At 71.4% G+C, this 25,360-nt stretch carries 22 protein-coding genes and 2 pseudogenes; 16 read left to right on the forward strand and 8 right to left on the reverse strand.

Going from position 1 to position 25,360, the window contains the following annotated elements:
• Positions 1-458: pseudogene (locus L1785_RS20465) on the forward strand (hypothetical protein); the annotation flags it as partial.
• Entirely contained in the window at positions 458-1,651 is a 1,194-nt protein-coding gene (locus tag L1785_RS20470) for a hypothetical protein (protein ID WP_236091158.1), read from the forward strand. The pseudogene L1785_RS20465 and the gene L1785_RS20470, both read left to right, overlap by 1 nt.
• Positions 1,652-1,741: 90 nt before the next feature.
• On the opposite strand, the gene L1785_RS22970 is transcribed toward L1785_RS20470, so the two are convergent.
• Positions 1,742-1,873, reverse strand: a complete 132-nt coding sequence (locus L1785_RS22970) for a hypothetical protein (protein WP_268915532.1) — start codon at positions 1,871-1,873, stop codon at positions 1,742-1,744.
• Positions 1,874-2,436: 563 nt separating this feature from the next.
• On the opposite strand from L1785_RS22970, the gene L1785_RS20475 reads away from it, so the two are divergent.
• A complete protein-coding gene (locus L1785_RS20475; RefSeq protein WP_236091159.1) occupies positions 2,437-2,940 on the forward strand; it encodes a PIN domain-containing protein in 504 nt (167 codons plus the stop codon).
• A 349-nt stretch (positions 2,941-3,289) separates the two neighbouring features.
• Here the strand turns inward: L1785_RS20475 and L1785_RS20480 are convergent, their stop codons facing one another.
• A complete protein-coding gene (locus tag L1785_RS20480; protein ID WP_236091160.1) occupies positions 3,290-3,514 on the reverse strand; it encodes a helix-turn-helix domain-containing protein in 225 nt (74 codons plus the stop codon).
• A 540-nt stretch (positions 3,515-4,054) separates the two neighbouring features.
• On the opposite strand from L1785_RS20480, the gene L1785_RS23430 reads away from it, so the two are divergent.
• The gene (locus L1785_RS23430; protein ID WP_372461895.1) at positions 4,055-4,462 is read left to right on the forward strand and encodes a hypothetical protein; all 408 of its coding nucleotides are present in this window, start codon (positions 4,055-4,057) and stop codon (positions 4,460-4,462) included.
• Here L1785_RS23430 and L1785_RS20485 read toward each other — a convergent pair.
• Positions 4,394-4,683 (reverse strand): annotated as a pseudogene (locus L1785_RS20485) (ATP-binding protein); the annotation flags it as partial. The gene L1785_RS23430 and the pseudogene L1785_RS20485 overlap by 69 nt on opposite strands.
• On the opposite strand from L1785_RS20485, the gene L1785_RS20490 reads away from it, so the two are divergent.
• From L1785_RS20490 to L1785_RS20500, 3 genes are all read left to right on the forward strand, one after another.
• Positions 4,665-4,805 carry a hypothetical protein gene (locus tag L1785_RS20490; RefSeq protein WP_236091161.1) on the forward strand — a complete coding sequence of 47 codons (141 nt, stop codon included), beginning with the start codon at positions 4,665-4,667 and terminating at the stop codon, positions 4,803-4,805. The pseudogene L1785_RS20485 and the gene L1785_RS20490 overlap by 19 nt on opposite strands.
• Entirely contained in the window at positions 4,802-5,101 is a 300-nt protein-coding gene (locus L1785_RS20495; protein ID WP_236091162.1) for a hypothetical protein, read from the forward strand. The genes L1785_RS20490 and L1785_RS20495 overlap by 4 nt, the downstream gene beginning before the upstream one ends.
• A gap of 138 nt (positions 5,102-5,239) precedes the next feature.
• Positions 5,240-5,653, forward strand: a complete 414-nt coding sequence (locus L1785_RS20500; protein WP_236091163.1) for a VOC family protein — start codon at positions 5,240-5,242, stop codon at positions 5,651-5,653.
• A 683-nt stretch (positions 5,654-6,336) separates the two neighbouring features.
• Here L1785_RS20500 and L1785_RS20505 read toward each other — a convergent pair.
• Positions 6,337-6,981, reverse strand: coding sequence for a TetR/AcrR family transcriptional regulator (locus L1785_RS20505; protein WP_236091164.1), 645 nt, complete (start codon positions 6,979-6,981; stop codon positions 6,337-6,339).
• A gap of 89 nt (positions 6,982-7,070) precedes the next feature.
• On the opposite strand from L1785_RS20505, the gene L1785_RS20510 reads away from it, so the two are divergent.
• On the forward strand, positions 7,071-10,163 hold the full coding sequence (locus L1785_RS20510) for a glycoside hydrolase family 2 TIM barrel-domain containing protein (protein ID WP_372461896.1): 3,093 nt from the start codon (positions 7,071-7,073) through the stop codon (positions 10,161-10,163).
• Between the two features lie 5 nt (positions 10,164-10,168).
• A complete protein-coding gene (locus L1785_RS20515; RefSeq protein WP_236091166.1) occupies positions 10,169-10,450 on the forward strand; it encodes a hypothetical protein in 282 nt (93 codons plus the stop codon).
• 78 nt (positions 10,451-10,528) lie between these two features.
• Here the strand turns inward: L1785_RS20515 and L1785_RS20520 are convergent, their stop codons facing one another.
• From L1785_RS20520 to L1785_RS20530, 3 genes are read right to left on the reverse strand one after another with little or no spacing between them, the layout of a single operon-like run.
• Positions 10,529-10,708 carry a hypothetical protein gene (locus L1785_RS20520; RefSeq protein WP_236091167.1) on the reverse strand — a complete coding sequence of 60 codons (180 nt, stop codon included), beginning with the start codon at positions 10,706-10,708 and terminating at the stop codon, positions 10,529-10,531.
• 42 nt (positions 10,709-10,750) lie between these two features.
• Complete coding sequence (locus tag L1785_RS20525) at positions 10,751-11,269, reverse strand: nuclear transport factor 2 family protein (protein ID WP_236091168.1); 519 nt, start codon at positions 11,267-11,269, stop codon at positions 10,751-10,753.
• Between the two features lie 51 nt (positions 11,270-11,320).
• On the reverse strand, positions 11,321-12,136 hold the full coding sequence (locus L1785_RS20530) for an oxidoreductase (protein WP_236091169.1): 816 nt from the start codon (positions 12,134-12,136) through the stop codon (positions 11,321-11,323).
• A 112-nt stretch (positions 12,137-12,248) separates the two neighbouring features.
• Here L1785_RS20530 and L1785_RS20535 point away from each other — a divergent pair, with 112 nt between their 5' ends.
• A complete protein-coding gene (locus tag L1785_RS20535; RefSeq protein ID WP_236091170.1) occupies positions 12,249-12,731 on the forward strand; it encodes a winged helix-turn-helix transcriptional regulator in 483 nt (160 codons plus the stop codon).
• Positions 12,625-13,533: an SLAC1 family transporter gene (locus L1785_RS20540; protein WP_236091171.1), complete on the forward strand. Its 909-nt coding sequence runs from the start codon at positions 12,625-12,627 to the stop codon at positions 13,531-13,533. Before L1785_RS20535 ends, L1785_RS20540 begins: the two co-directional genes overlap by 107 nt.
• On the opposite strand, the gene L1785_RS20545 is transcribed toward L1785_RS20540, so the two are convergent.
• The gene (locus L1785_RS20545) at positions 13,449-14,510 is read right to left on the reverse strand and encodes an alpha/beta hydrolase (protein WP_236091172.1); all 1,062 of its coding nucleotides are present in this window, start codon (positions 14,508-14,510) and stop codon (positions 13,449-13,451) included. The two genes, L1785_RS20540 and L1785_RS20545, sit on opposite strands and share 85 nt — an antisense overlap.
• 311 nt (positions 14,511-14,821) lie before the next feature.
• Between L1785_RS20545 and L1785_RS20550 the strand changes: the two genes are divergently transcribed.
• The 5 genes from L1785_RS20550 to L1785_RS20570 all read left to right on the forward strand — a co-directional run bounded on the left by L1785_RS20550 (position 14,822) and on the right by L1785_RS20570 (position 25,267).
• A complete protein-coding gene (locus tag L1785_RS20550) occupies positions 14,822-19,999 on the forward strand; it encodes a type I polyketide synthase (RefSeq protein ID WP_236091173.1) in 5,178 nt (1,725 codons plus the stop codon).
• A 243-nt stretch (positions 20,000-20,242) separates the two neighbouring features.
• Positions 20,243-21,922 (forward strand): (2,3-dihydroxybenzoyl)adenylate synthase, encoded by a 1,680-nt coding sequence (locus L1785_RS20555; protein WP_236091174.1) that lies wholly within the window; start codon positions 20,243-20,245, stop codon positions 21,920-21,922.
• Between the two features lie 32 nt (positions 21,923-21,954).
• On the forward strand, positions 21,955-23,166 hold the full coding sequence (locus L1785_RS20560; protein WP_236091175.1) for a sedoheptulose 7-phosphate cyclase: 1,212 nt from the start codon (positions 21,955-21,957) through the stop codon (positions 23,164-23,166).
• The gene (locus L1785_RS20565) at positions 23,163-24,212 is read left to right on the forward strand and encodes a zinc-dependent alcohol dehydrogenase (RefSeq protein ID WP_236091176.1); all 1,050 of its coding nucleotides are present in this window, start codon (positions 23,163-23,165) and stop codon (positions 24,210-24,212) included. Before L1785_RS20560 ends, L1785_RS20565 begins: the two co-directional genes overlap by 4 nt.
• Positions 24,213-24,238: 26 nt before the next feature.
• Complete coding sequence (locus L1785_RS20570) at positions 24,239-25,267, forward strand: ketoacyl-ACP synthase III family protein (RefSeq protein WP_236091177.1); 1,029 nt, start codon at positions 24,239-24,241, stop codon at positions 25,265-25,267.
• The last annotated feature ends 93 nt before the right edge of the window (positions 25,268-25,360 follow it).

The following is a 25,360-nucleotide window of genomic DNA, read 5'->3' on the forward strand; positions in this document are numbered from 1 at the left end:
AGTGGCTGCGCCGCGACTACGGGCTCGGCATCACGATCATCCCGCCGCTGTGGCACCGGCACGCCGAGCTGCGCTGGGAGCTGTCCGCCCTGCACACCGCGTGGTTGGCCGCCTACGACCCCGAGGCCCACGCCGGATCCCCCATCACTTGGCATCGTGAGCTGGCCGAGGCCAAGCACCGGCTGCACGAGTGGGTCTCCCAATCCGGCACCTCGCTGACCGAGGACCGCCCCACCCCGGTGACCCTCTGGCCGGGCGAGGCTGGCTTCGGCGCCGAGCAGACGTGGAAGGACGCCGCCAACCCCACACCGATCACCGACCGGAACGCCGACTTCCAGGCCTGGATGGCCGACGACGTCGCCCGGCGCCGCGCCGTCGAGGCACGCGCCAGCGCCGACCTACGGGCACCCATGCTGGGCCGTCACATGCTCCACCGGGACGCAGGCAGGGCCGAGTGATGTTCGACCACGACCCCAACCTTGGCCCCGGCCCCGACTTCGGCCCGGACTTCGAGCGGCTGCTCGAGGAGGCCTACCGCAACGACGAGCACGCCAAGGCCGCAGCCCGCGCCGACATCACGGCCATGTCCGACCACCACGCCGTGGAGGCCACCAGCGCGCACGAGACGATCGCGAGCCTGGTCTGGCGCACCCTTCGAGAGATGGGCATCCGCGGCGGCAGGATGCTCGTCATCGGGCAGGACCCCGAGGTCTTCGCGGGCCTGCCGGCAAGCGAGCGCCGCCTCCCACCAGGAGACGCGAACGCGTTCGTCGCCGCAATCCCGGAGGCTGTCCCGCGCGAGGGGCAGCCTCACCCCGGGCTCGCCTTGCGGGCGTTCGACGACGACGCACCCGACGAGTACGACGTCGTCATCGCCGTCCCCCCGCACCTCGACGTCTCCCTGCACCGACCCGGGGTCACCACAGCGCGGCGAGTCGCCCAGACCCTGACGATCCTCGGCTGCCTGGAGCACACCGAGCCCGGCGGATACCTCATCACCCTCGCGTCCCGGGAAGTCCTCGACGACCCCGACATCCAGGGGCGGATGCTCATCGCCGAACGCGGCGAGCTCGTCGGCGCGCTGCGCCTACCGGCCGGGTCCCTACGCCCGGGCCTGCCCGGGAACGACGCCTGCGTCGACCTGCTCATCCTGCGCCGCCCCCTCGTGCCCGCCAGCCCCATCACCCCATGCCAGTTCCTGCCGGTATGGCCACTGCACATGGGCGACCAGGTAGCCCAGGTGAACCAGTACTGGCTGGCAAACCCGCAGCACGTCCTGGGCATCCTCGCGACCCGGCCCAACCCCTGGGGCAAGCCGGAGGTCACCGTGCACGCCAACCCCGAGCACCGCCTGCACACGAGCCTCGCGCGCGGGCTCGACGACGTCCTCGGCCACGCACACACCACCGGCCTGACCGCCGAGACCGGCGCCACCATCGACGCCCGCCTCCGCGACGCCCAACGGCACGACCCGAACGCACCGATCCCCTACACCCTCGTCGACCGGCACGACCTCGACACCGTACGCCAACAGATCGGCCGCATCCGCGCCGAACGGCGCCAAGAGAACCTAAACCCCGCCAAGCCCTCCCCCGAGCCACCGCCGCGAGCGCGCGAGCCACGCACCGAGAACCCGGAACCGTTCCTGTAGCCCGAACGACAGGACCGCACCTGCTTTCTGCACTTGCTCCGTCAGATGGCGAGGGCCGGGCTCCGTGTGCCCGGCCCTCGCCGCGCCTGCTCAGCAGCTCGAGACCACCACGCTGAGCAGCTTGGACCGCAGCTCGTCGAGGTCGGCACGGATCAGCCGGCCGATCCCGTGGGCCCGCACCGCCCCGTCGGCGGCGCGCCGCCGGAAGGTCTTCACGAACACTTTGAGCTCCTCGGCTGCGGTCGAGGAGGGAACACTCGGCCGCTTGGCACACCATTCATACGTGGGTCATATTGTCCGAACAAACGCCACGAAAGCCGGGCTTGACGGGCTTGCCACCATGTGGGAGCCTTAGACGGTTTCGAGTGTACTCCTAGCGCACCGAATCCTGCTTCAACGTGGATCAGCATTTCATACTGTAAACCGGTTTAAGTCGGAGGTGAGGCTTTCTGTTGGCCCGGTTCCCACTGTGGGAACGGTCGGGCTGCGGGCGTCGGCATCCAATGGATACCGCAACAGCCTATCCATTGGATAGGGACGAAAGTCGAGTCACGTTAGCCCGCTAGCACTTCCAGTCCGCCGAGCAAGTCCAGTTAGTAACTTCGCCGCAATAACGCCCCCCGAAGCTCACTCGGGGGGCCTTCTGTTATGCGTTTGGCATTCGCGCCTCGCTCCTTCGGAGCGAGGCGCTCTTTGCTTCTCGCTCGAAAAAGAAAACCCGTACGAGGCCCAGGGGACTACTACGTCCCCAGTCGGGCTAGATATCTATGCACCCAAGGAGTCTGATGACCACCCAGCGCAAGACCCGCCACCACATCCACATCTTGAAACTCGCCACTGGACGCACACTCCACGTCGTCGACGTCGAGAACCTCCTTGGAACCGGCGCGCTCACTTCCGACGCAGTCCGCTACGCCCGCCAGGTCGTCACGCGAGTCGTGCCCTTCGCGGAGACGGACGCCACGGTGGTCGGCGTCAGCAGCTCACAGGCGATGCTCGCCCTCAGCACCTGGCATCCCGCGCTCCGGGTCGCCCATCTCGGCCATGACGGCGCTGACCTCGCCCTCCTCGACGCCCTCTCCGACGACCGCGTCGCGCGCTTCTCTGCCGTGACGATCTGCTCGGGCGACGGAATCTTCGCCGACCGCATCGCAGCCATCGCCGCGCAGGGGATCCGCACGACCGTCGTCGCCCCCTCTGGTTGCCTCAGCCATCGCCTTCGCCTCGCCGCTCACACCGTCATCGAGATCCCCGTCCCGTTCCACCCCGCGCCGGCGACCGCCGCGTGACCAACAGAAGAAGGAACACGACCGTGACACGCACCAACAAGCGCCGATACACCGACGACCCCGTCTCGCACGCCGAGGCCATACGCCAGCTCGGGGACCCAGCCTTCCAGCAAGGCGAACCCCGAGCCCGTCCCCCACATCCGTCCAGGTTCTGCATCGATCACGACGTCGCCGCGATCTTCGACGTCGACTGCTTCCGGTGCCCCGTCGACAACCGACCAATTGGTCCAGCGGTACCGCCAGCGTAGATAACGAGATCGGCTTGCCTTGGAATCGGGATACGGGCCCGGCCGTGAGGTGCGGGAGCCAGTCGGCTCCCGCACCTTGGCCGTCGTGCGCCGTAAGAAGGTCACGGACGCGATGCCGCGCTCACCAGGTGTGAGTGCTCCGCTGGGATGATGCGCCGCGCGGCCACCCAGGCGAGGAGGTCCTCACGGAGGTACCGCACGCCCCCACCGATCTTCACGAACGCCGGACCGGCGCCGGCGCAGCGCAGGTTTTGGAGGTGCCCCACCGAGACACGCAGGTAGTCGGCAGCCTCCTGGGTGGTAGCCAGTTCGGGGAGATCCGTCATGGTGCACTCCGTCCCTCACGGGCGCCCGCGGCGCCGCTCGATCCGTCACCAGCTAGGTGTACGTGGGCCGCCGTGAGCGCCACTGAGCATGGCACCGATCCCGGGACACTTTCGGGTTACTTTGCGCCACCTCACGAGACCTCATGGCCTTCCACGGGTCACATTGGGCGTTACGGCGCGTCGGCTCTCAACTGCTCCAAAACCTCATGCGACCTCCCGAGCGATCATGAGAGTTAATGGCCAAAGTCACTCGGACGGTCGTAGGTTCAAGTCCTACCGCGGGAGCCTTGGAGGCCCGGAATCCTCAGGATTCCGGGCCTCGCTCGTTCTGTTACAAGGCCCGGCCCCAGCGGAATCCCAGCGCTATCCCTCGCCGAAACGCTCCAGGATCGCCCGGTGATCGGGACCCAAGACCGGCGGTGCGACGTGGTGCCTGGTGGTCACCGTCTAGCGTGTCGGTACTCCGCCGCAAGGCCGCGGGAGAAGCCCACCGGTCTACACCGGTGGCAGCAGCAACACGCACACGGCAAGGATGACGTAATGGCCGAAGACTTCCTGGGTCTGCGCAGCGTGATGCGAGCCGTGCGCAGCGGTCTCGCTCCTCACCTCGAGCCACTCGGGATGGTGCCGGTCTCCGATCGCGACGGCTGGCAGCGCGTCCTGTCGAGCGGCATGTCCGTCGCGGCGGTCTGGTTTCAGTACGCCCGGCCGTCCCGCGCCCACTCACTCATCTTCGAGGGGCCAGTCTCGAAGGCGATCAGCGTCCGGGCGGATGTCGGCTTCGCCCCCAGGTACGGCTCTGACTCCTGGGCCCTCGCCAACTCGCTGCTCGGAACGCGAATGACCCCGCAGCTCCTTACGGACGACGTCCGAAACGAGATGCAACTGATGCTGGATCTGCCGAGTGTCGTTGCGGATCTTCCAGAGCCCTTCCCCGAGGCCGAGTAACGGCAGCCTCGCCCGCTCCGCGGCGGTCAGGCCGAGGGCGGTCGCGGTGGGGCCGAGCTGGCCGGTCTCCTGGCGGTAGATGATCCTCGGCGTTTCGCCAGCAGGCTGGTGGCGATGGCGCGGGCGGCCGAGCCCTGGTCGCCGACGTTGTCCAGGTCGGACAGCTTGTGGAACACGAGCAGGTTCGCGATCCCGTAGTGCCGTGCCAGGCGCCACCGCGCGGGAGATGCTCGACGGGATCGTCGCGGCGCTCACCGCAGACGCCGGCCCTGGGCTACGTGCGGCCGACGCTGCGCGTGAGGAGATCTGGACCTACGAGCGGCGGACGGACGACGGCTCGTGATCCCGTACGACGTGGCCGAGCCGGGCGACCAGCCCGCTGGCGCGATCCGGCTGGGCCTCGTGTTCGACGAGCCGCTGCCCGGGTCGCCGGTACAGGTGGCATTGACGTCGTCGGGCGCCCGGATGCTCGCCGCCTCGCCGGACCTGCAGCTCGCGTGGAAGGTCCTGTGGCTGACTTCTGACATGTGGCCCCGCGTGGCGGCTGACCTGCGCGAAGGCCGTGGCGGCCTTCCTCAAGCTGCCCGCCCTGCAACTGCCGAGGGTCAGCAGTCGAATGCGGTTCAATACCTGAATTGACTGGCACGCACCGACCCGGCTGCGCCTCGCCAAACTCACCAGTCGAATGACGTCGGCCGTCATCGACTGTCCGGGCCCGGACCACTGCGGTACCGTGCGATTTCGGACCCAGGCGAACATCGAGGAATGGGGCGAACGATGCCGGACCAGCCACCGGTCGTGATCTCTCTCATGCTCGGCGTGCCGGATGCTGCGGGGGCGGTCGCCTGGTACGAGCGAGCCGTCGGCGCCGAACAGATGTGGAACTTCGGCAGCGTCGTCGGACTGCACGTTCAAGGTGCGCCGTTCTTCGTGGCCGAGCCGTCGAACGACGACTGGAAGCCCCCGTCGAAGGCGGGCAGCACCACCACCCGCGTCGAGGTGTTCATCGAGGACCCCGATGCGTTCGTCAGGCGCGCGGTCGAGGCCGGCGCCGATGGCAGCTCCGACCCGGTCAAGGACCACGAGACCGGATGGGGCAAGCACCGCCAGGGCGGCTTCGTCGACCCGTACGGCCACATCTGGCTCGTCGGCGACACCTCGCCGCTGCGCCAGCACAAATCGGACTCCTAACCACAAGAACCACAAGTGTCTCCCAGCCGGGCGGACCTCCGCCCGGCTCTTGTGCATCACCTGGGGATGAGGCAGCGGGCTGCGGCGGCCAGGCAGGGCTCGGACCTTCGGGACTGAGCGCACTGCCCAACCGGCCATGACCCGCGCAAATGTCGGGATCATGACACACCCTGCGCCAAGATTGCCCGGTGATGACCTGGCTCAAGGAGCACCCAGATGTTGTCCTCTTCATCCCCACGCCGCACCACGTCGCGACGAGTCGGGACGGCACGGACCTCGTCACCGCAGGGGTTCCTCCACCGCAGGTGACACGTCGTTTCCAGCCGAATCGAGCACAGACTGGCTGCGCACAGGGATCACGGAATGCGTTCCGGACGGTCGTAGGTTCAAGTCCTACTGTGGGAGCCTTGTGATGTCGCACGACATCGGAATGGCTCGAACCTACGGATCGTAGGTTCGGGCCATTCGTCATTTCCGGGTGGGTCCTGGTGGGCGGCCCGGGAGCACGGCAGCGACTTCCTAGCAGCTCGGCCATCCCGATCACCTCCGCTCATCCTTGAGCGCATCCTGCGCTCCGCTCCACGTTGCAGTCCGCTCGCCGTCGCAATCGCCTCTCCCGTGGTCACCGTCGCCTGCCCACCAGGCGACACGTCGCCGCGATCTCGGAGGCTGACCCGGAAACGTCAGCTCGGCTCGAGCAGCAGCTCGAGGTAGTCGCGCAAGCACGCGGCGACGTCGATCTGCTCCGGTTCGAGCAGCCACTGCACCTGGAGCCCGTCCCACAGGCCGACCAGTGACGCCGCGGCGCGCTCAGGGTCGATCCCGGGTCGGACCCGGCCCTCGGCCTGCAGGGCGCGGAGCTCGGCGGCGTAGGTGGTGCGGATCGCGGCGAACCGGCCGACGAAGTAGGAGCGCGCCGGATGTCCCTCGGTGGTCGACTCGGCGCAGAGCACGGAGTACAGCTCGATCACGCCCGGGAGGCTCTCGTTGGCGCGCGCCCGGCCGACGATGCCCTGGATGAGCCCTTCCGGTTCGGGAGCCGCGTCGACGGTGATCTCGTCGCGGCGATGAAGCACTGCGAGCAGTAGCTCGCTCTTCGTCGGGAAGTAGTGCAGCAGGCCCGTCTGGCTCATCCCGACGCGATCGGCGATCTCCTGGAAGGAGCCGGCGTGGTAGCCCCGCTCGGCGAACACGGCGTGAGCCGCTTCGACGATGGATCGGCGCCGCTCGGCCGATCTCGCTCCCGCGCCACGACGAGCGACCGGCCTGTGCTCGCTCGTCGTGCGCTCGGTCGACTGGCGTGGGGTCTGCTTGCGCCCGGTCGGCATACGGCTTCTCTCCTTCAGCGATCTCTGAGGGGGTGCCGTCAGCGTATTGCTGCCAGACGACCCCAGTATTTTCGAGTATGCACTCGAAAATGCCGCTACTGTGTCCCGGACGACCACCGGCACTCGGGAGGAATCCGTTGCACCCCACCACCTACCTGACCGACACCGGCCCCGGTCTCGGACAGCGCCGCACCGCACGCTCCTGGCTGAGCACCGACGCCCCCACGCTCTCGCTCGACGGCGACTGGCGGTTCCGCCTGCTCCCTGGGGCTCCCGGGACGCCCGGCGCGGCCGGGGTGCTGCCCGAGGGCGAGGGCATCGAGGCCGTCGCCGAACCGGACTTCGACGACTCCGGCTGGGACACCCTTCCGGTGCCGGCGCACTGGGTGCTGCAGGGTGACGGCCGCTATGGCCTGCCGATCTACACCAACGTGCAGATGCCGTTTCCGCTCGAACCACCCTTCGTGCCCGACGCGAATCCGACCGGCGACTACCGCCGCACCTTCTCCCTGCCCGGGTCGTGGTCGGACGCCGAGGCCGTGGCGCTGCGCTTCGACGGCGTCGAGTCGCGTTACAAGGTGTGGGTCAACGGCTCCGCCGTGGGCGTGGGCAGCGGCAGCAGGCTCGCCCAGGAGTTCGACGTCACCGATCTCGTACGCCCGGGCGAGAACCTGATCGTGGTGCGGGTGCACCAGTGGTCGGCCGCGAGCTACGTCGAGGACCAGGACCAGTGGTGGCTGCCGGGGATCTTCCGCTCGGTGTCGCTCCAGGCCCGCCCCGCCGGCGGGATCGAGGACGTGTGGCTGCGCGCGGGCTACGACGACGGAGCCGGAACCCTCGAGGCAGAGCTGCGCGGGGCGTCCTTCCCGCTCACGCTCACGATCGAGGAGCTCGACCTCTCGGTGACCTGGGACTCCGCCGACGAGGTGCAGCCGCTGCGGCTGCCCTCGGTCGAACCGTGGTCGGCCGAGGTCCCGCGCCTGTACGACGTCACCGTCGCGAACGCGGCCGAGTCGATAGCACTCCGGATCGGCTTCCGCACGGTCGAGATCAGGGGCGACCTCTTTCTCGTCAACGGGCACCGGGTCGTCTTCCACGGGATGAACAGGCACGAGACGCATCCCGACCGCGGCCGGGTCTTCGACGAGGAGTTCGCCCGCGCCGACCTCGCGATGATGAAGCGGTTCAACGTCAACGCGATCCGCACGAGCCACTACCCGCCGCACCCGCGGCTGCTCGATCTCGCCGACGAGCTCGGCTTCTGGGTCATCCTCGAGTGCGACCTCGAGACGCACGCCTTCGAGAACAGCGGCGGCGCCCATGAGGAGTGGCGCGACAACCCGAGCGACGACCCGCGCTGGCGGGACGCCTACCTCGACCGGATCGAGCGCACCGTCGAGCGGGACAAGAACCACCCGAGCATCGTGATGTGGTCGCTCGGCAACGAGTCGGGCCGCGGCGCGAACCTCGCCGCCATGGCCGCATGGGTGCACGCCCGCGACCCCGAGCGCCCCGTGCACTACGAGGGGGACTACACCGGCGCCTACACGGACGTGTACTCGCGGATGTACTCCTCCATCGCCGAGACCCGCTCCATCGGGCGCGACGACGACCGTGCGGCTCTGCAAGGCTGCACCGCCGCCGAGTCGGCCCGTCAGCGCACGAAGCCGTTCCTGCTCTGCGAGTACGTCCACGCGATGGGCAACGGACCGGGCGCGATCGACCAGTACGAGGAGCTGGTGCGCGAGTACCCCCGCCTGCACGGCGGCTTCGTGTGGGAGTGGCGCGACCACGGTCTGCGCACCCGCACCGCCGACGGCACCGAGTTCTTCGCCTACGGCGGCGACTTCGGGGAGGTCGTGCACGACGGGAACTTCGTGATGGACGGCATGGTGCTCTCCGACGACACCCCCACGCCGGGCCTGCACGAGTGGAAGCACGTCGTGGCGCCGGTCGGGATCACCTTCGACGCCTGCGGGACGGACAAGACGGACGGGATCGTGGTCGAGAACCGTCGCCACTCCGCCGACCTCGGCGACCTCGAGCTGCGCTGGTCGGTGTCGCACGACGGGCACCCCGCCGACGGCGGCGTCCTGGACCTCGGCGAACCGCTCGCGGCCGGCTCCACGACCCGCGTGACACGGCCCGGCCGGCCGGCCGACGACGGAGCCGAGACCTGGCTGACGGTCGAGGCCGTGCTCGCCACCGACACGGTGTGGGCCAAGGCCGGGCACGTGGTCGCGGCCGCTCAGCTCGAGCTCTCCCGGCCGGCGACCGTTCCCGCCTGGGCACGGAGCGGCGGCTCCGCGACGCAGACCTCCCCCGGTACGGGACACGCGTCCTTCGAGGACGGCCTGCTGAGCGTCCTCGCTGGGCTCCCCGTCTCCGGACCGCGCGCGGAGCTCTGGCGGGCTCCCACCGACAACGACAAGGGCAGCGGCTTCGGCAGCTACGACCTGGCCGATCCGTGGGCGGACCTCGGGCGCGGGATCGCCGCGCCGTCGTCAAGGGACGTCTGGACCGACGCGGGGCTGCAACGGCTCACGGCCCGCACCGAGGCGGTCGACGACGGCGGCAGGCACCGCCGGCTGCGCTACGCCGCTGCCGACTCCAAGCAGGCGCTGCTGGCAGAGGAGCGGTGGACCACCAATGGAGGCGCGGAGGTGCTCCGGGTCGACCTGGTGCCCACCGAAGGCTGGCGGATCCACTGGCCGCGGCTCGGCGTGCGGTTCACGCTCCCCGGTTCGGTCAACCGCGCGGCCTGGTTCGGCGCGGGCGAGCGGGAGTCGTACCCCGACAGCTCGCGGTCCGCCCTCGTCGGCCGGTTCGACTCCCACGTCCACGACCTCACCGTCGACTACGCCCGCCCGCAGGAGAGCGGGCACCGCAGCGGGCTGCGTGAGCTCGTGCTGTTCGAGGGGGGCAGCCCCTGGCTGCGGATCGAGGCGGCGCCGGACCTGCTGGGGCGTCGTCCCGGATTCACGCTGCGACGGCACACGACCGAGCAGGTGACCGCCGCCGGGCACCCGCACGAGCTGCCGGCCTCGGACCACGTCTACCTGTGGATCGACGCCGCCCAGAACGGCCTGGGCTCGCGGGCCTGCGGGCCCGATGTATGGCCCGACCACATCCTGCGGCCGGAAGCCCGCACGATCACGCTCCGGTTCACCCCGCTGCGCTGACGGGGGTGGTCGTCGGCGACCTCGACGGCGGTGACGCCGAGGTCGCCGACGGGCTCGGCCTGCTGTGCGGCTGGCCGGCCGAAGGCCGCGGCGTCGTCGTCAAGTTTGCCCACGCTGCGGTTGGCGAACTCGACGCTCATCCCGAACCCGAGCGCCTGGAACTTTCACACGTCATTGAGGGGCCCGTCCGAGGAGTCGGCCTGCCGTTTGTCCGCTGGGTTCCCGGCCGGCAGAGCCGGGTTGCCGGGGTGCGGGTCGCGGGCGGGCATCCCCGAATCTATTCGTAGGTGTCTGTCCAGGCCGCGATGTCGATACCGTGGTTGTCCGGTGACGCGAGCGTCCACCAGGCGGGCGCATGTGAGTCGTCAACGATGCGGCCTCCCGCGGCCACCCTCTGCGACGTGACCGGCAGCGCCCCACGCCTCGACGGGGCGGGTGCGGCCGTCGTTGTCCCGGAACCGGGTACGGGCGGCCCAGCGGATCGCCTTCACGGGTACCGGCTCGCCATCGGGCGTGAACCAGCTCTTGCCCTCGCCGACGGTCACGCGGCCGAGGTACGGGGTGCGGTTCAGCGCGCGCGCGATCTGTCAGTCTGACCCGGCTCCGGGCCGGGTCAGAGGGACCACGCTGCGGTCCCCGAAGGTGACCATCGCGTGCACCGGTGCGGCGCTGGCGCGCAGGAGCGCAGCGATGCCGGGGCGGCCCTGCCCGCGGGCGAGCGCCGGCCCCAGCGTGGTCATCAGGGCGGTGAGGGCGGGCATCGGGCGCCCGAAGAGCGTGATCTCCCCGATGCGCGCGTCGTCGTCGAACCGCAGCAGCTGCGCTTCCTCGAACGGCTGGGTCGCCACCCGTGCCCGGTAGACCAGCGCGTAGGTGTCGCCCTGACCGGTCTCGGTGTGGAAGCGGATGCCCTCGATCGCGATGAACGCCTCGGTCAGGAAGTCACGTAGCTGGTCGGATCCTTCGAGGCGGAACTGCTCGGTGAGCGGCGAGCGGAGAACGATGTCTGGGCTCAGGCAGGCGACCGCGGAGTCGACGTCACCGCTTTCTGCGGCGGCGCGCCATCGGGCGACGGTAGTGACGGCGGAGCGTGAAGTGTCTGGCACGGGTCTCTCCCGGGACGGGTGGAGCGTCAGTGTCTGCGGTTCGGGTGGATGTCAGCCGGCGAGCTGGTTCATCTTGCGGATCTGGCTGTCGAAGATCCCGGAGGGAGCGAAGCGGCGCAGCACGCTGGCGCGTCCGGCCAGGGTGCCGGCGGTGTAGCGCAGCTTCGGCTTCGGGTTCGTCGCCGCCGCGACGATCACCTTGGCGACGACAGCTGGGTCGTCGCCGTCCTCGACCGCCGCCGTCATCATGCGGCCGAAGGTCTGCCGCTGCTGCGCGTACACCTCCAGCGGCAGGTCGGGCTGCGTGCTGTTGGCCTCGAACCCGGTCCTGGTATAGGCGGGTTCGACGACCAGCGCCCGGATGCCGTACTCCCGGACCTCGTGGTCCAGGGACTGGGTGTAGCCCTCGATCGCGTGCTTGGAGGCGCCATAGACGGCCATGTAGGGCGCGGGGATGAACCCCTGCACGGACGAGAGGTTGATGATGCGACCGCGTTCCTGGGCCCGCATGTGCGGCAGGACCTCCCGCACCATGCGCAGGACCCCGAAGACATTGATGTCGAAGACCGCCTGGGCCTGCGCGACGGAGCTCTCCTCGGCCGCGCCGATCGAGCCGACTCCGGCGTTGTTGACCAGGACGTCGATCCGCCCGAACTTCTCGATCACCTGCTTGACCACTGCGGTGGCGGAGTCGTCACTGGCCACGTCGAGGTCGAGGAACGTCACCCCGTCCAGCGGGGTGACTCGCGAGGTGTCGCGGCTGGTGCCTACGACGTCGAAACCCGCCTTGACCAGGCCGAGCGCGGCTTCTTTCCCGATGCCGGAGGACGCACCTGTCACGAGGGCTACCGGCCGAGCTGTCGTCATCATGAACTCCTGAACTCAAGCGGAAGCCACTGTGTTGTGATTTCCTACCGACTGGCCGCAACCGTAGACCTAGTGAGTTGGAAAGGGCAACACACCGGTCTAGGTTGGGTTGATGAACGAACGCGACCCTCGTACCGTCCGCATGGCCGAGCTGCCCCTGGAGGTCCGTCCCTGCTCGCTCGCCGCCGCTCTGGACGTCCTCGGCGAGCGGTGGTCGCTCCTGGCCCTGCGCGAGATCGGCTACGGCGTGCATCGTTTCGCCCGCATCGCCGGCTACACCGGGGTGTCCCGCGACATACTCGCCGACCGGCTGCGCAAGCTCGAGGCTGCCGGTGTCATCGAACGCCGGCTGTACAGCGAGCACCCGCCCCGCCACGAGTACCACTTCACCGAAGCCGGCCAGGAGCTGTTCCCGGCCATGCTCGCCCTCTCCCAGTGGGGCGACAGATGGGCGGTGGACGCCCCGGCCGTCACCCGCCGACACGCCTGTGGCGAGCCGGTCCAGGTCGACCTGCTCTGCCACCACTGCGGCCGGCCGGTCACCCGCGACACCGTCCGCACCGAACCCGTCGGTAAGCGGGAGATCGGCGAATGACCGCGACGCTGCGACCGGCGGGCCACGCTCCGAGCGCGACCGCGCCCGCTCGGCGGACCCTGTCGCTGGGCGTCTTCGGGCTCGCGCTGGGTCTGGCCGGTCTCGGCGGCGGCTGGGCGGCCGCGTCGCCCTCATCGCAGCGCGACTCGCGGCGCACTGGATCTCCGGCGGGCTCTCCGGCGCCGAGGCACTTCACGGCGGGTACTTCCCCCCCGTCGTTGCCGGCCCCTTCATCGCCAGCATCGGCCTGAGCTCAGTGGGCCTGCATGCGCTTGCCCTGTACGCCTTCGGCGCCGGCCTCTTCTTCTGGCTGACCCTCGGGACCGCGGTGATGTATCGCCACATCTCGGGCGGCGAGGTGCCGGATTCCGCGACACCCACCCTGGCCGCCTTCCTCGCCGCCGCGGCCACGGCCTCGATCGCGTGGCTCGTCGCCCACCCGGGGCCCGGACCCTTGGACGATCCTCAGAGCCTCCTGACCGGCGTGCTCTTCATCATGCTCTTCGTCCAGATCGCCCTCATCAGCAGGTACCGGCGGATGAAGTTCGGGATGCAGTACTGGGTCTTCACCTTCCCCGTCGCATCGACCTCGAACCCGCAGCGCTGCCCGGCAAACGGACCGCGCCGGAACGCCCTGCCCCGGGAGCACCCGGCCGCGGAAGGCCCACCTCAGCAGGGCCTGGTCTGGACACGAAATAGGAGACTCCCGGCGGGAGGTCAGGAGGGTGTGGTGGTGGTTGCGAGGAACGCGAGGATCCGCTGGAGGGCTTCCTGGCCCGGTTCGTCGTCAAGGTCGAACTGATACTCGTGGGGCACCACGGGCTCGCGGTCGGCGGGGAAGAACAGCGTGTCGGTCGTGACGCCCTGCTGCTGCAGCGCTGTGGCCAGCGCCCGGGAGTGCGGTTCGAGGGGGTCACCGTTGCCGGCGGTGATGAACATCGGGGGCAAGGACGAGGTGACGTGCTGCGGGATCGATGCGTACGCGAGTCGCGGGTCGGTGTCGAAGTCCTTCTCGCCGGTGTACGCCCACAGGATGTCCCGTACGAGCCGGCCGACCAGGCCGTCGGAGTAGTCGGGGATCGTCAGGTCGTAGGCGCCGCACGCCAGGACGACCCCCCGCACCTGGGCGGGGTCGAGCGGCTGCGGCAGGCCGGCCGCGGCGGCGTAACCGTCGTCGGCGATGGCCAGGGCGGTCTGCGCGGCCAGGTGCGCTCCTGCGGAGTCACCCGCCAGAACGATCCGTGCGATGTCGGCATGGAATCGGTCCGCGTTCGCGACGACGTGCTCCAGGGCCGCGGCCATCTGCTCCACCTGGTACGGATAGTGAGCCTCGGGCGCCTTGGTGTACTCGACCGACACGGTGGTGTAGCCGTGCGCCGCGAGGATCTTCAGGTACGCCGAGGTGCCGTCCTTGGTCCCGGCCACGAACGCGCCGCCGTGAACCCACACCACCACAGGTAGCGGCCCGGCGGCGTCCTCGGGCCAGAACACGTCCAGGCGTCCGTCCGGGTCCCCGTCGCGGTACTGCTCATCGACCAGGCCGTCGACCCCCTCGGGCACGTGCTTCTCCAGCGCCTGCAGCGTTGCGGTCCCGTTGAGTTTGGGCGAGTAGCGCAGCAGCAGCGTCGTGGGCCAGTAGCTCACCTGGAACGCAACCAGCAAGGCCAGGACCAGGGCCAGGACACCGGCCCCGAACCAGCCCGTCCACCGGAGCAGACGCCCCCGACGCCGTCGCACCGGAGCGGCCGACTTCGCTGGTGCTGTCGTGTCCTGCGCCATGACAATCCCCCCGATAGACCGCGTGAGCACGAATGTAGGTGACCGCAGGCAAAACGCAACGCGGCTCAACGCTCCGGCCCACCCGGGCCTGCACCCCCTCGACGACACGAGCACACCTGCCTTCCAAGAACACCTGCGTCGGGACAACCACGTGTGCTGCCACCCCGGTCGAGCGAAAGGGGATGTTCCTAGGCGAACCCTTGGGCAGTTCTTGGTTGTCGCCCGTCATCCTCGGTCGTGCCGTCCGACGAGGCCTGCGCCAGACACTTCGAGCGCCTCGCGGAACGCACACGCGACGACGAGGAGGCGCCATGACGAGCACATCAAGGACCGCAGACCCGACGACGGCCGCGGAGCCGATCGCCATCACCGGTATGGGCTGCCGCTTTCCGGGCGGTGTGAACTCTCCGGACGACCTGTGGCACATGCTCGTCAACGGTCTCGACGGCATCCGGGACGTTCCTGAGGAGCGCTGGGCGGCGTACGCGGCCGCCTTCCCGAGCCAGCTGCGGGCGACCACCAAGCGGGGCGGGTTCATCGACAACGCCGCGGCCTTCGACGCCGCCTTCTTCGGCATCACCCCGCGCGAGGCCGAGCAGATGGACCCCCAGCAGCGCATCCTCCTGGAGACGGCGTGGGAGGCGCTCGAGAACGCCGGTGTCCCGCCGACGTCCCTGGCCGCGGGCGACGCCGGCGTGTTCATCGGCGTCGGTTCGGACGACTACGGCCGGCAGATGCTCGAGGACCTGCCTCGCATCGAGGCGTGGACCGGCATCGGCGCGTCCATGTGCGCCACCGCGAACCGCATCTCGTACCACCTGGACCTCCGCGGGCCCAGCATGGCCGTGGACACCGCGTGCTCCTCGTCGCTCGTGGCTATCCACCTGGCCTGCCAGGCGCTGCGGTCCGGCGAGACGCAGCTCGCTCTCGCCGGCGGCGTGAACATCATGGCGGGTCCCGGCCTCCCGATGGTCCTGGACGCGGCCGGCGCGACCTCGCCGGACGGGACCTCGAAGTCGTTCGACGCGTCGGCGGACGGCTACGGCCGCGGTGAGGGTGCCGGCGTCGTCGTGCTCAAGCGGCTGAGCGACGCCCAGCGCGACGGCGACCTCGTCCTGGCGGTGATCCGCGGAAGCGCCGTGCAGCAGGACGGCCGGACGAACGGAATCATGGCGCCGAGCGGGGAGGCGCAGGCAGCGGTGGCGCGCCAGGCGCTGCAGGCCGCGTCGGTCGACCCGCGGACCGTCGGCTACGTCGAGGCCCACGGCACGGGCACCCGCGCCGGGGACCCCATCGAGGCGAACGCCCTGAGCTCCGTGTACGGCGTCGGCCGGGACGCCGGCTCGCGATGCCTGATCGGTTCGGTGAAGCCCAACATCGGGCACCTGGAGGCCGGGGCGGGCATCGCCGGCGTGATCAAGACCGTCCTCAGCCTGGTCCACGCCGAGATCCCGGCGACCATCCGCCACGAGAAGCCCACTCCCGCCGTGGACTGGGAGTCCTCCGGCCTGGAGGTCGTCGCCCAGCGGCGTCCGTGGCCGGCCGGGTCCGGTCCGCGAAGGGCCGGTGTCTCCAGCTTCGGGTACGGCGGGACGGTCGGGCACCTGGTGCTGGAGCAGGCGCCCGAGCGCCTGCTGCCGGCCGGCGAGGACCGGCGTCAGCGGGTCTTCCCGGTCTCCGGAACGAGCGCCGACGCCGTCCGTGGCTACGCGGCCCGGCTCGCCGACCGGCTCCGCGCGTCGGACGACGTCCGGCTCGCCGACGTGGCCCACACGCTGACCACCCGCCGTGACCACGCCGCAGTGCGAGCGGCCGTGGTCGCCGAGACGACGCAGGACCTCGTCGCCGGGCTCGACCTCCTCGCGGCCGGTGACGACTCCGGTCACGGCCCGTCGACGGCGGTGCGGGCGCACGACGCCGTGTGGGTCTTCTCCGGTCACGGGTCGCAGTGGTCAGGGATGGGGCGGGACCTCCTGGCGAACGAGCCGGTGTTCGCCGCGGTCATCGACGAGATCGACCCCGTCTTCCAGGAGGAGGCGGGCTACTCGCCGCGCGACGTCATCGTGACGGGTGACCTCGGCGGGACCGACCGCATCCAGCCGATGATCTTCGCTCTCCAGGTCGGGCTCGCGGCGGTCCTGCGCTCGCGCGGGCTCCGCCCTGCCGCGGTGATCGGCCACTCGGTCGGCGAGATCGCCGCCGCCGTCGCCGCCGGCATGCTCGACCTCACGAGTGGCGCGCGCCTGGTCTGCCGCCGGTCCGCGCTGCTGCCGGAGGTCTCCGGGGCGGGCGCCATGGCGATGGTCACGCTGCCCTTCGAGGAGGTGCAGCGGCGGCTGGCCGACCACCCCGACGTCCACGCCGCCATCTCGGCGTCCCCGGGCTCGACGGTGATCGCCGGCACGCCGGACGGCGTGGACGAGGTGAGCGCGGCCTGGGATGCCGAGGGCATCCGGGTCCGCAAGGTCTCGTCCGACGTGGCGTTCCACAGCCCGCAGATGGACCCGCTCTGCGGCCGGCTCGCGGATTCCGTGAGCGACCTGGTGCCGCACCAGCCCCAGGTGCCCGTCTACAGCACGGCGCTCTCCGAGACACGCTCCGGCGCGCCGCGGGACGGCGCCTACTGGGCGGCCAACCTGAGGAACCCCGTGCAGCTCACGTCCGCCGTGCGGGCCGCCCTCGAGGACGGTCACCGCTCGTTCGTCGAGCTGGCGCCGCACCCGGTCGTCGCGCACTCCATCGAGGAGACGGTCGCCGAGACGTCCGAGGCCGACGTCTTCGTCACCGGGACCCTGCGGCGCGAGCGCCCGGAGGTCGCCGGTCTGCTGGGCGCCGTGGCCGCCGCGCACGTCCGGGGCGTCACGGTGGACTGGGCGGCGGCGGCCGAGGAGCACGCCGGTCCGGTCCCGCTGCCGACCACCGTGTGGCAGCACCAGGACTACTGGCGCGCGCCCGGCTCGGCGGTGTCGGCGCAGCAGCACGACCCCGGCTCTCGCACGCTCCTGGGCGCGCTCGTCGAGCTGGCCGACGGGTCCGGCACCCGGGTCTGGCAGACCCAGCTGGACTTCGAGACCCGCCCCTACCCCGGCGAGCACCCCATCGGCGGCACCGAGGTGCTGCCCGCGGCGGTCCTGCTCACCACCTTCGTCGCCGCGTTCGACGGCGCCGGGCTCCGCGACGTCGAGCTGAGGTCGCCGGTGACGGTGACCGGGACGCGTGAGGTCCAGGTCATCCGGGAGCAGGACTCCGTGCGCCTGGCGTCCCGCCGGGTCGACGGCGACCAGGACGTCCCGACCCTGCACACGTTCGCCCTCCGGGGCGCCGCGACGACGGCGGGCGGAGGCGTGGTCGACGTCGCCTCCGTCACGGCCCGCTGCGGCACCCAGGTGCCTCCGGGCGCGGTGACGCAGCGGCTCCGCGACGTCGGTGTGGCCGACATCGGCTTCCCCTGGCGGTTCGAGGAGATCCGGACCGGCGGCGAGGAGCTGTTCGCGCGGGTCGTCGCGAGCACTGACGACGACGTCGAGGGCACCGACCACTGGGCGTCGCTCTTCGACGCGGTGCTCTCCGTGCCGCCGCTGGTCTTCCCGGGCGACCCGGTGCTCCGGATGCCGTCCCGTGTGGGCGAGCTCCGGCTGTTCGGCCCCGCGCCGGCGGAGGCGCTGATCACCCTGCGCCCGAGCGTGGGGGCGCCCGACCCGACCACCGTGGACGTCCAGATCGCCGGCACCGACGGCGTCGTCCTGGCCGAGCTCCGGAACCTGCGGTTCACGGAGATCGACCCGCCGGGCAGCTCGGGCGGAACACTGGTTCACCGGGTCGAGTGGGAGAGCCTCCCGGTCCCGCCCGCGCCTTCCGGCGCGCGCGTCGTCCTGGTCGGCGACGGGCACCCGCTCGCCGCCGCGATCCAGGACGCGGTGGAGCTCGGGGGCGGTTCGGTCACCACGGTCGCGGACCCGGACGCGCTGGCCGGCCTGGGCCGGACGCTCGACCGTAGCTCGATCCTCGTCCTGCCCCCGAGCAGCGGCGTGAGCGACACCGCCGCCGCGGCCGCCGCGGCCGCGTGGAGGGTGGCCCGCACCGTCCAGGTCGTGACGGACACCGCCCCCCTCGGCGCCCAGGTCCTGGCCGTCACGCACCGCGGTGACGACGCGAACGCCGTCGAGCAGGCTCCCGTGTGGGGCATGTCTGCCGTGCTCGGCACGGAGCACCCCGACCTCTGGGGCGGCGTGCTCGACGTCGACCCGGACCACGCGGAGGGGGCCGTGGCCGCCGTCCCGGCGTTCCTCGGCCGACGGGAGTCGGAGCCGGTCGTCCGCCTGGACGGCTCGGGCGCCTGGGCCAGGCGGCTCCGGCCGGCCGCCGCGTCGTCGGCCCGTCCCGCCCTCACCTGCTCGCCGGACGGCACGTACCTGATCACCGGCGGTCTGGGGGTGCTCGGGCTGGAGATCGCCTCGTGGCTCGCCGGCCGCGGTGCCTCGCGGATCGTTCTCGCCGGGCGCTCCGGGCTGCCGCCGCGCTCCACGTGGGACCAGGTGTCCGACCCGGCCGACCGTCGCCGCATCGACGCCGTCCTCGCGCTCGAGACGCGCGGGGTCACGGTCCGGGCGGTCAGCGTCGACATCACCGACCGCGACCAGGTCGCGGCGGCGCTGACGCCGGACGCGCTGGGCATGCCGCCGATCCGCGGCGTGGTCCACGCGGCCGGTGTCCTGGACAGCCGCACGCTCGCGACCCTCGGCGAGGACTCGCTGCGCACGGTCATGCGGCCGAAGGTCGACGGCGCCCTCGTGCTCGACGACGTGTTCCCGCCCGGGGACCTGGAGTTCTGCGTGTACTTCTCGTCCGTCGGCCTCCTGCTCGGGCTGACCGGGCAGACCAGCTACGCCGCCGCGAACTCGTTCCTCGACGCCCTGGCCCGGCGCCGGCGGGCGAACGGTGGTGCCGAGACTGTCAGCCTGGGCTGGACGTCGTGGCGCGCGATGGGCATGGCGGACAGCACGGCCGTCGCGGAGGAGCTCGCGGGCCTCGGCGCAGGGGACATCTCGCGGGACGAGGCGTTCCGGTCCTGGGACACCGTGTTCCGCAGCGGCGAGGCCCACGCGGCGGTGGTGCGGGTGCTCGAGGTGACGGCCGGCGGACCGGCTGTCCTGCGCGGCCTGGCTGCCGAGCCCTCGGCGACAAGCGACGACGCGGGCAGCGGCCTGCGGGACCTCGCCGGCGACGACCTCGTGTCGGCCTTGACGGCGCTGGTCGTCGCGGAGACCGCGCAGCAGACCGGCCAGGACCCCGCCGGCCTCGACGCGCGCAGCTCGTTCACGGAGCTGGGTCTCGACTCGGTCATGACCATGGCCGTCCGTCGTCGCCTGCAGAAGGTCCTGGGCCTCAAGCTGCCGGCGGCAGTCATGTGGGACCACCCCGACGTCGGCTCGTTCGCGGGCCACCTGGCCGGGCGGCTCCAGGACGACGCACGCGTCCCCGTCGCCTGAGCCGGAGGTGCAGCGCAGGGTGAGGGCCGAGGAACGAGGCACTCGCCCGGTGCGGAACCGCAGGCTCAGGCGATCGACAACGTCGCCTGAGCCGGAGGTGCAGCGCAGGGTGAGGGCCGAGGAACGAGGCACTCGCCCGGTGCGGAACCGCAGGCTCAGGCGATCGACAACGTCGCCTGAGCCGTCCCGGCACGAACGACCGCACCGGGGCCGGGAGATGAGGCACGACCGAGAGGACTCTTCGTGACGGAACAGACAGCGTCGACCGTCCTTCGTGACGGCGTCACGCCCTGGCCCGACGACGTCGCCGACGTCTACCGTTCGGCGGGGTGCTGGCGCGACCGGCCGCTCGGCGACCTGGTGTGGGAGTGGGCGGAGGCCCGGCCCGACCAGATCGCCGTGATCGACGGGCCGACCCGGTTCACGTACGCGGAGCTGGCGCGCCGGGCCGACCGCGCGGCGGTCATGCTCCGCGACCGGGGGCTCGGCCGGGGGTCGGTCGTCCTGGTCGCGCTCCCCAACGGCTGGGAGCTCGTGGTGCTCCTGCTCGGGTGCCTGCGGGCCGGGGTCGCACCCGTGATGATGCTCCCGGCGCACCGGGACCACGAGCTCGCGGCCATCGGCAGGCTGACCGGCGCGGAGGCCATCGCGGTCCCGGACACGTTCCGCGGGCACGACCACCAGGCCATGGCGGAGCGGGTCCGCGAGCTGGTCCCCTTGCTGCGCGAGGTGATCGTCCGCGGGGACGACGTCCGCGAGGGGTCGGTGGACCTGCGGTCGGCCGTCGCGGAGCCGGCGGACGACGACCAGGTGCACGAGCGCCGGTCGCTCCTGGACGGCACGCCGCCGTCGGCGTCCGACGTCGCGGTCTTCCTGCTGTCCGGCGGGACGACCGGGCTGTCGAAGGTGATCGCGCGCACCCACAACGACTACGAGTACAACGCGCGTCGCAGCGCAGAGGTGTGCGGGTTCGGCCCGGGCACCGTCTACCTCGCCGCGCTGCCGGCCGGCCACAACTTCCCGCTGGCGAGCCCGGGCATCCTCGGGACGCTCATGGTGGGCGGGACCGTCGCGCTGGTGCCGTCGCCCGCGCCGGCCCGCGTGCTCGGGGTGATCGCCAGGGAGCGTGTCACGGTCGTCGCGGCCGTCCCCGCCGTCCTGAGCCGGTGGGTGGCGGCCGCCGAGGGGGGCGACGCCGACCTCGCGAGCCTCGAGATCGTCCAGGTGGGCGGGTCCCTGTTCGCCCCGGAGGCCTACCGCCGGGCCGTGGACGTGCTCGGGTGCCGTGTCCAGCAGGTGTACGGGATGGCCGAGGGTCTGCTCTGCTACGTCCGGGAGACGGATCCGGACGACGTCGCTGCCGTCACGCAGGGGCGGCCGATCAGCGAGCACGACGAGCTCCGCATCGTCGACCCGGACGGCGCGGAGGTGCCGCCCGGGGAGGCCGGTGAGCTGCTCGTGCGCGGCCCGTACACCCCGCGGGGCTACTTCCGGGCGCCCGAGCAGAACGCGGAGGCGTTCGCCGACGGCTGGTACCGCACGGGTGACCTGGTGACACGGCACCCGAGCGGCAACCTCGTCGTCGTCGGCCGGACGAAGGACGTCGTCAACAGGGGAGGCGAGAAGGTCTCCGCGGACGAGGTCGAACGCCTCGTCCAGGCCCTGGACGCCGTGGCCGAGGTGGCGGTGATCCCCGCCCCCGACCCGGATCTGGGCGAACGCGTGTGCGTGTGCGTGGTGCCCGCGGGCGGCCGGACGGTCACCCTGCCGGACATCCGGCGCGAGCTCACCGCCGCGGGCGTCGCCGAGTACAAGATCCCCGAGCAGCTCCTCGTCCTGGACGAGATGCCGCAGACCTCGGTCGGTAAGACCGACAAGACCGCATTGTCCCGTATTGTCAGGTCCCGGCTCGGCCGCGTCTGACCAGGACGGACGGACCAAGGAGGACGACACCCATGCCCGGAAATCTCACCCTGGCACGCGCCGACGACGATCTGCGCCGCCCGCCCACCACGTCGTGGCTGGTGGAGGCGACACGGACGGTCAGCTACACGATCTCGGTCTCCCGAGACGTGTTCTCCCCCGACAACCCCTCGCTCGCGGACGCCGGGACGGCCGGAGCCGACAACACCCGGCGCCGGTTCGTGGTCATCGACAAGACGGTGCACGAGATCTACGGCGGGCTCCTGGACAGCTACCTGCGTCATCACGACATGACCGCGCAGCTCTGCGTACTCGACGCGGACGAGCAGCAGAAGTCCATGGAGTCCGTCATGGAGGTCGTGCGCGGGCTCGACGAGTTCGGCGTCGACCGGCGGCGCGAGCCGATCATCGCGATCGGCGGTGGCGTCGTTCTCGACATCGTGGGGCTGGCCAGCAGCCTCTACCGTCGCCACACGCCGTACGTCCGCGTGCCGACCACACTCATCGGTCTCGTCGATGCCGGCGTCGGGGTCAAGACAGGCGTGAACTTCAATGGTCACAAGAACCGGCTGGGAACCTACGAGGCTCCGGCGACCGCCCTGCTCGACCGCAACTTCCTCAGGTCCCTGGACCGGAGGAACATGTCGAACGGTCTCGCCGAGATCCTGAAGATCGCCCTCATCAAGGACCGGGAGCTCTTCGAACGCCTCGAGGGGTTCGGCGGCCCGTTGCTCGACGAGCGCATGCAGGGCGCCACGCCCGAGACCGAGGCGGCGGCGCGCGACGTGCTGCGGCGCGCCGTGCACGGGATGCTGGAGGAGCTCCAGCCGAACCTCTGGGAGGGCCGCCTGGAACGGCTCGTCGACTACGGTCACTCGTTCAGCCCCTCCATCGAGATGGCGGGACTCCCGGAGCTGCTGCACGGCGAGGCCGTGTGCATCGACATGGCGATGACGACGCACATCGCCCACCGGCGCGGCATGGTCACGGACGCGGAGCTGAGCCGGGTCATCGACGTCATGCACGTGCTCGGCCTCCCCGTGCACCACGCGGGCTGCACCCCCGAGCTGCTGGTCAAGGCCCTCGTCGACACGACGAGGCACCGGGACGGCCTGCAGCGCCTCCCGCTGCCGGTGGGGATCGGCGACGCCGCGTTCGTGAACGACGTCAGCGCCGAGGAGCTGCGGCTCGCCGCCGAGGCGGTCGCCGAGGTGGCCCGCGCCGTCCCGAGCGGGGCCGAGTGAGCGACCGGACGCAGGGCACCTGGCCCACCGGGACGATGACCGCCGCGCGGATCACGTCGGTCGGCACCGTCGAGGCCTGCACGGTGCCCGTACCGGACCCGCAACCCGGGTACGTGCTGGTCCGGGTCGAGCTGGTCGGCCTTTGCGGCACGGACCTGGAGCTGCTCCACGGCGAGGCGACGTACATCACCGACGGCCGGATCGCGCTGCCCTGGACGTTCGGCCACGAGTGGACCGGGACGGTTCTCGCGACCTCCGGGGAGACCCAGGACATCCGCCCCGGGCTGCGGGTGGTGGGACAGACCATGGTCCCCTGCCTGACGTGCGCGAGCTGCCGCTCGGGGCAGCGCTCCCTGTGTCTCCGCATGCGGGAGATCGGCCTGTACGGGCTCGACGGCGCCGCGGCCGAGTACGTCAGCGTGCCCTGCCACGCTCTCGTGCCCGTGCCGGACTCCGTCGGGGACAACGCCGCGGTCCTGGTCGAGCCGGCGGTGACGGTCGCCAGGGCGCTCGCGGACACGCACTGCTCGCTCGCCGACTCCGTGGCGGTGGTGGGCACCGGGACCATCGGCCTGCTCGCGGTCATGCTGGCTCGCGCGATGGCGAGCGAGGTGGTCGCGGTCGGGGTCGACCCCGCCGGGCTGGACCTCGCCCTCGAGCTGGGGGCCGACCGCGCGCTGCTGAACGGCGAGGCGCCCTCCGCCGAGTTCTCGCTCGTGGTCGAGGCCTCGGGCAGCCCGTCCGGCTTCCTCGAGGCGGTCCGGCTCGCGCGGACCGGTGGGCGCATCGCGGCCGTCGGGGTGGTCAGCGGCGGCCTGTCGGCCTTTCCCGCGGGGGAGATCACGCTGCGGGGGCTGACCCTGCACGGCATCCGGCATGGGCTCGACCACTACGACCAGACGCTGAAGATGTTCGCCGACGGGCTGCTCCGCGCTGATCCGCTCATCCACAGCACTCATCCCCTGAGCCGGCCGGGCGAGGCGTTCGACGCCCTCACGCACCGGCAGTCGGGCCGCCCCAAGGTCCTGCTGTCCGCCCGAGCCTGACGATCGACGAACCAGGAGGCAACGCCTTGCGACACGACGACATCTACATCGCGGGAACCGGATCATACTTCCCGAAGGCGGTCCCCGTGGACGACGCGATCGTCAGCGGGAGGTACGACGAGGTCGCGCGGCGCGCCTCCGGGCAGAGGTGGGTGACGATCGCCGGCGACGGGGACAGCCAGCCCGAGATGGCCGTCCGAGCTGGCCGGAGCGCGCTCGCGCGCTCGTCGCACGAGGCGGGCAGCGTCGGTCTGCTCCTGCACGCTGTGGCCGTCTACTCGGGGCTCGACGGCTGGAACTCCGCCTCGTACCTGCAGAACGAGATCCTGGACGGCGCCGGCATCGCGTTCGAGGTGCGCCAGGTGTCCAACGGGGCCGTCGGGGCCGTCGAGCTGGCGGTGCCGTTCCTCCGGGCCCCCGGGGGCCCCGACGCCGCCCTCATCACGGCGGCCGAGCGCTTCGCCGAGCCTGCCTGGGACCGGTGGCGGGCGGACGCCGGCCTGGTCTTCGGCGACGGCGCCAGCGCCATGCTGCTCTCGACAAGGTCGGGCTTCGCGCGGCTCCTGTCCAGCGCCACCGAGAGCGCCGCAGAGCTCGAGGGGCTCCACCGCGGCGACGCGCCGTTCCTGCCCTGCCCGGACCCGGCCGCCTACCCGCTGGACCTGCACTCGCGGGCGATGGAGTTCACGGACCGCATGGAGCTGGAGGAGATCCGGGAGATCGGCCGGCGGGGACTGCGGAGGGCGGCGGAGAGGGCTGCCACCGACGCCGGGATGGCGGTGGGTGACGCGTCGGTCTACGTGGTGCCGAACTTCGGGGCCGCCCTGCTCCGCAGCCAGGTGCTGGACCCGCTCGGCGTCCCGCTCGAGCGGACGACCCACTCCTGGGGGGCCGAGATCGGGCACGTCGGCGCGTCGGACCAGTTCGGGGCGCTGAACCACCTGGTGGAGCAGAAGCAGGTCGCGCCGGGCGACCGCGTCATGGTCATCGGCGTGGGAGGCGGCTTCAACTGGACGTGCCTGGTGCTGGAGATCACCGGCCTGCCCGCGTGGTGACGCCCCGGCGGGCCCGAGCGTCTCGGCCCTTGGCGGGCGCTCGAACCCTCCTTGACCGTGGTCCGGGATGCTCCGACCTGACCGGTTCGTCCC

This window comes from Antribacter soli, assembly GCF_021568775.1.
In the GTDB taxonomy this organism is placed as follows: domain Bacteria; phylum Actinomycetota; class Actinomycetes; order Actinomycetales; family Cellulomonadaceae; genus Antribacter; species Antribacter soli.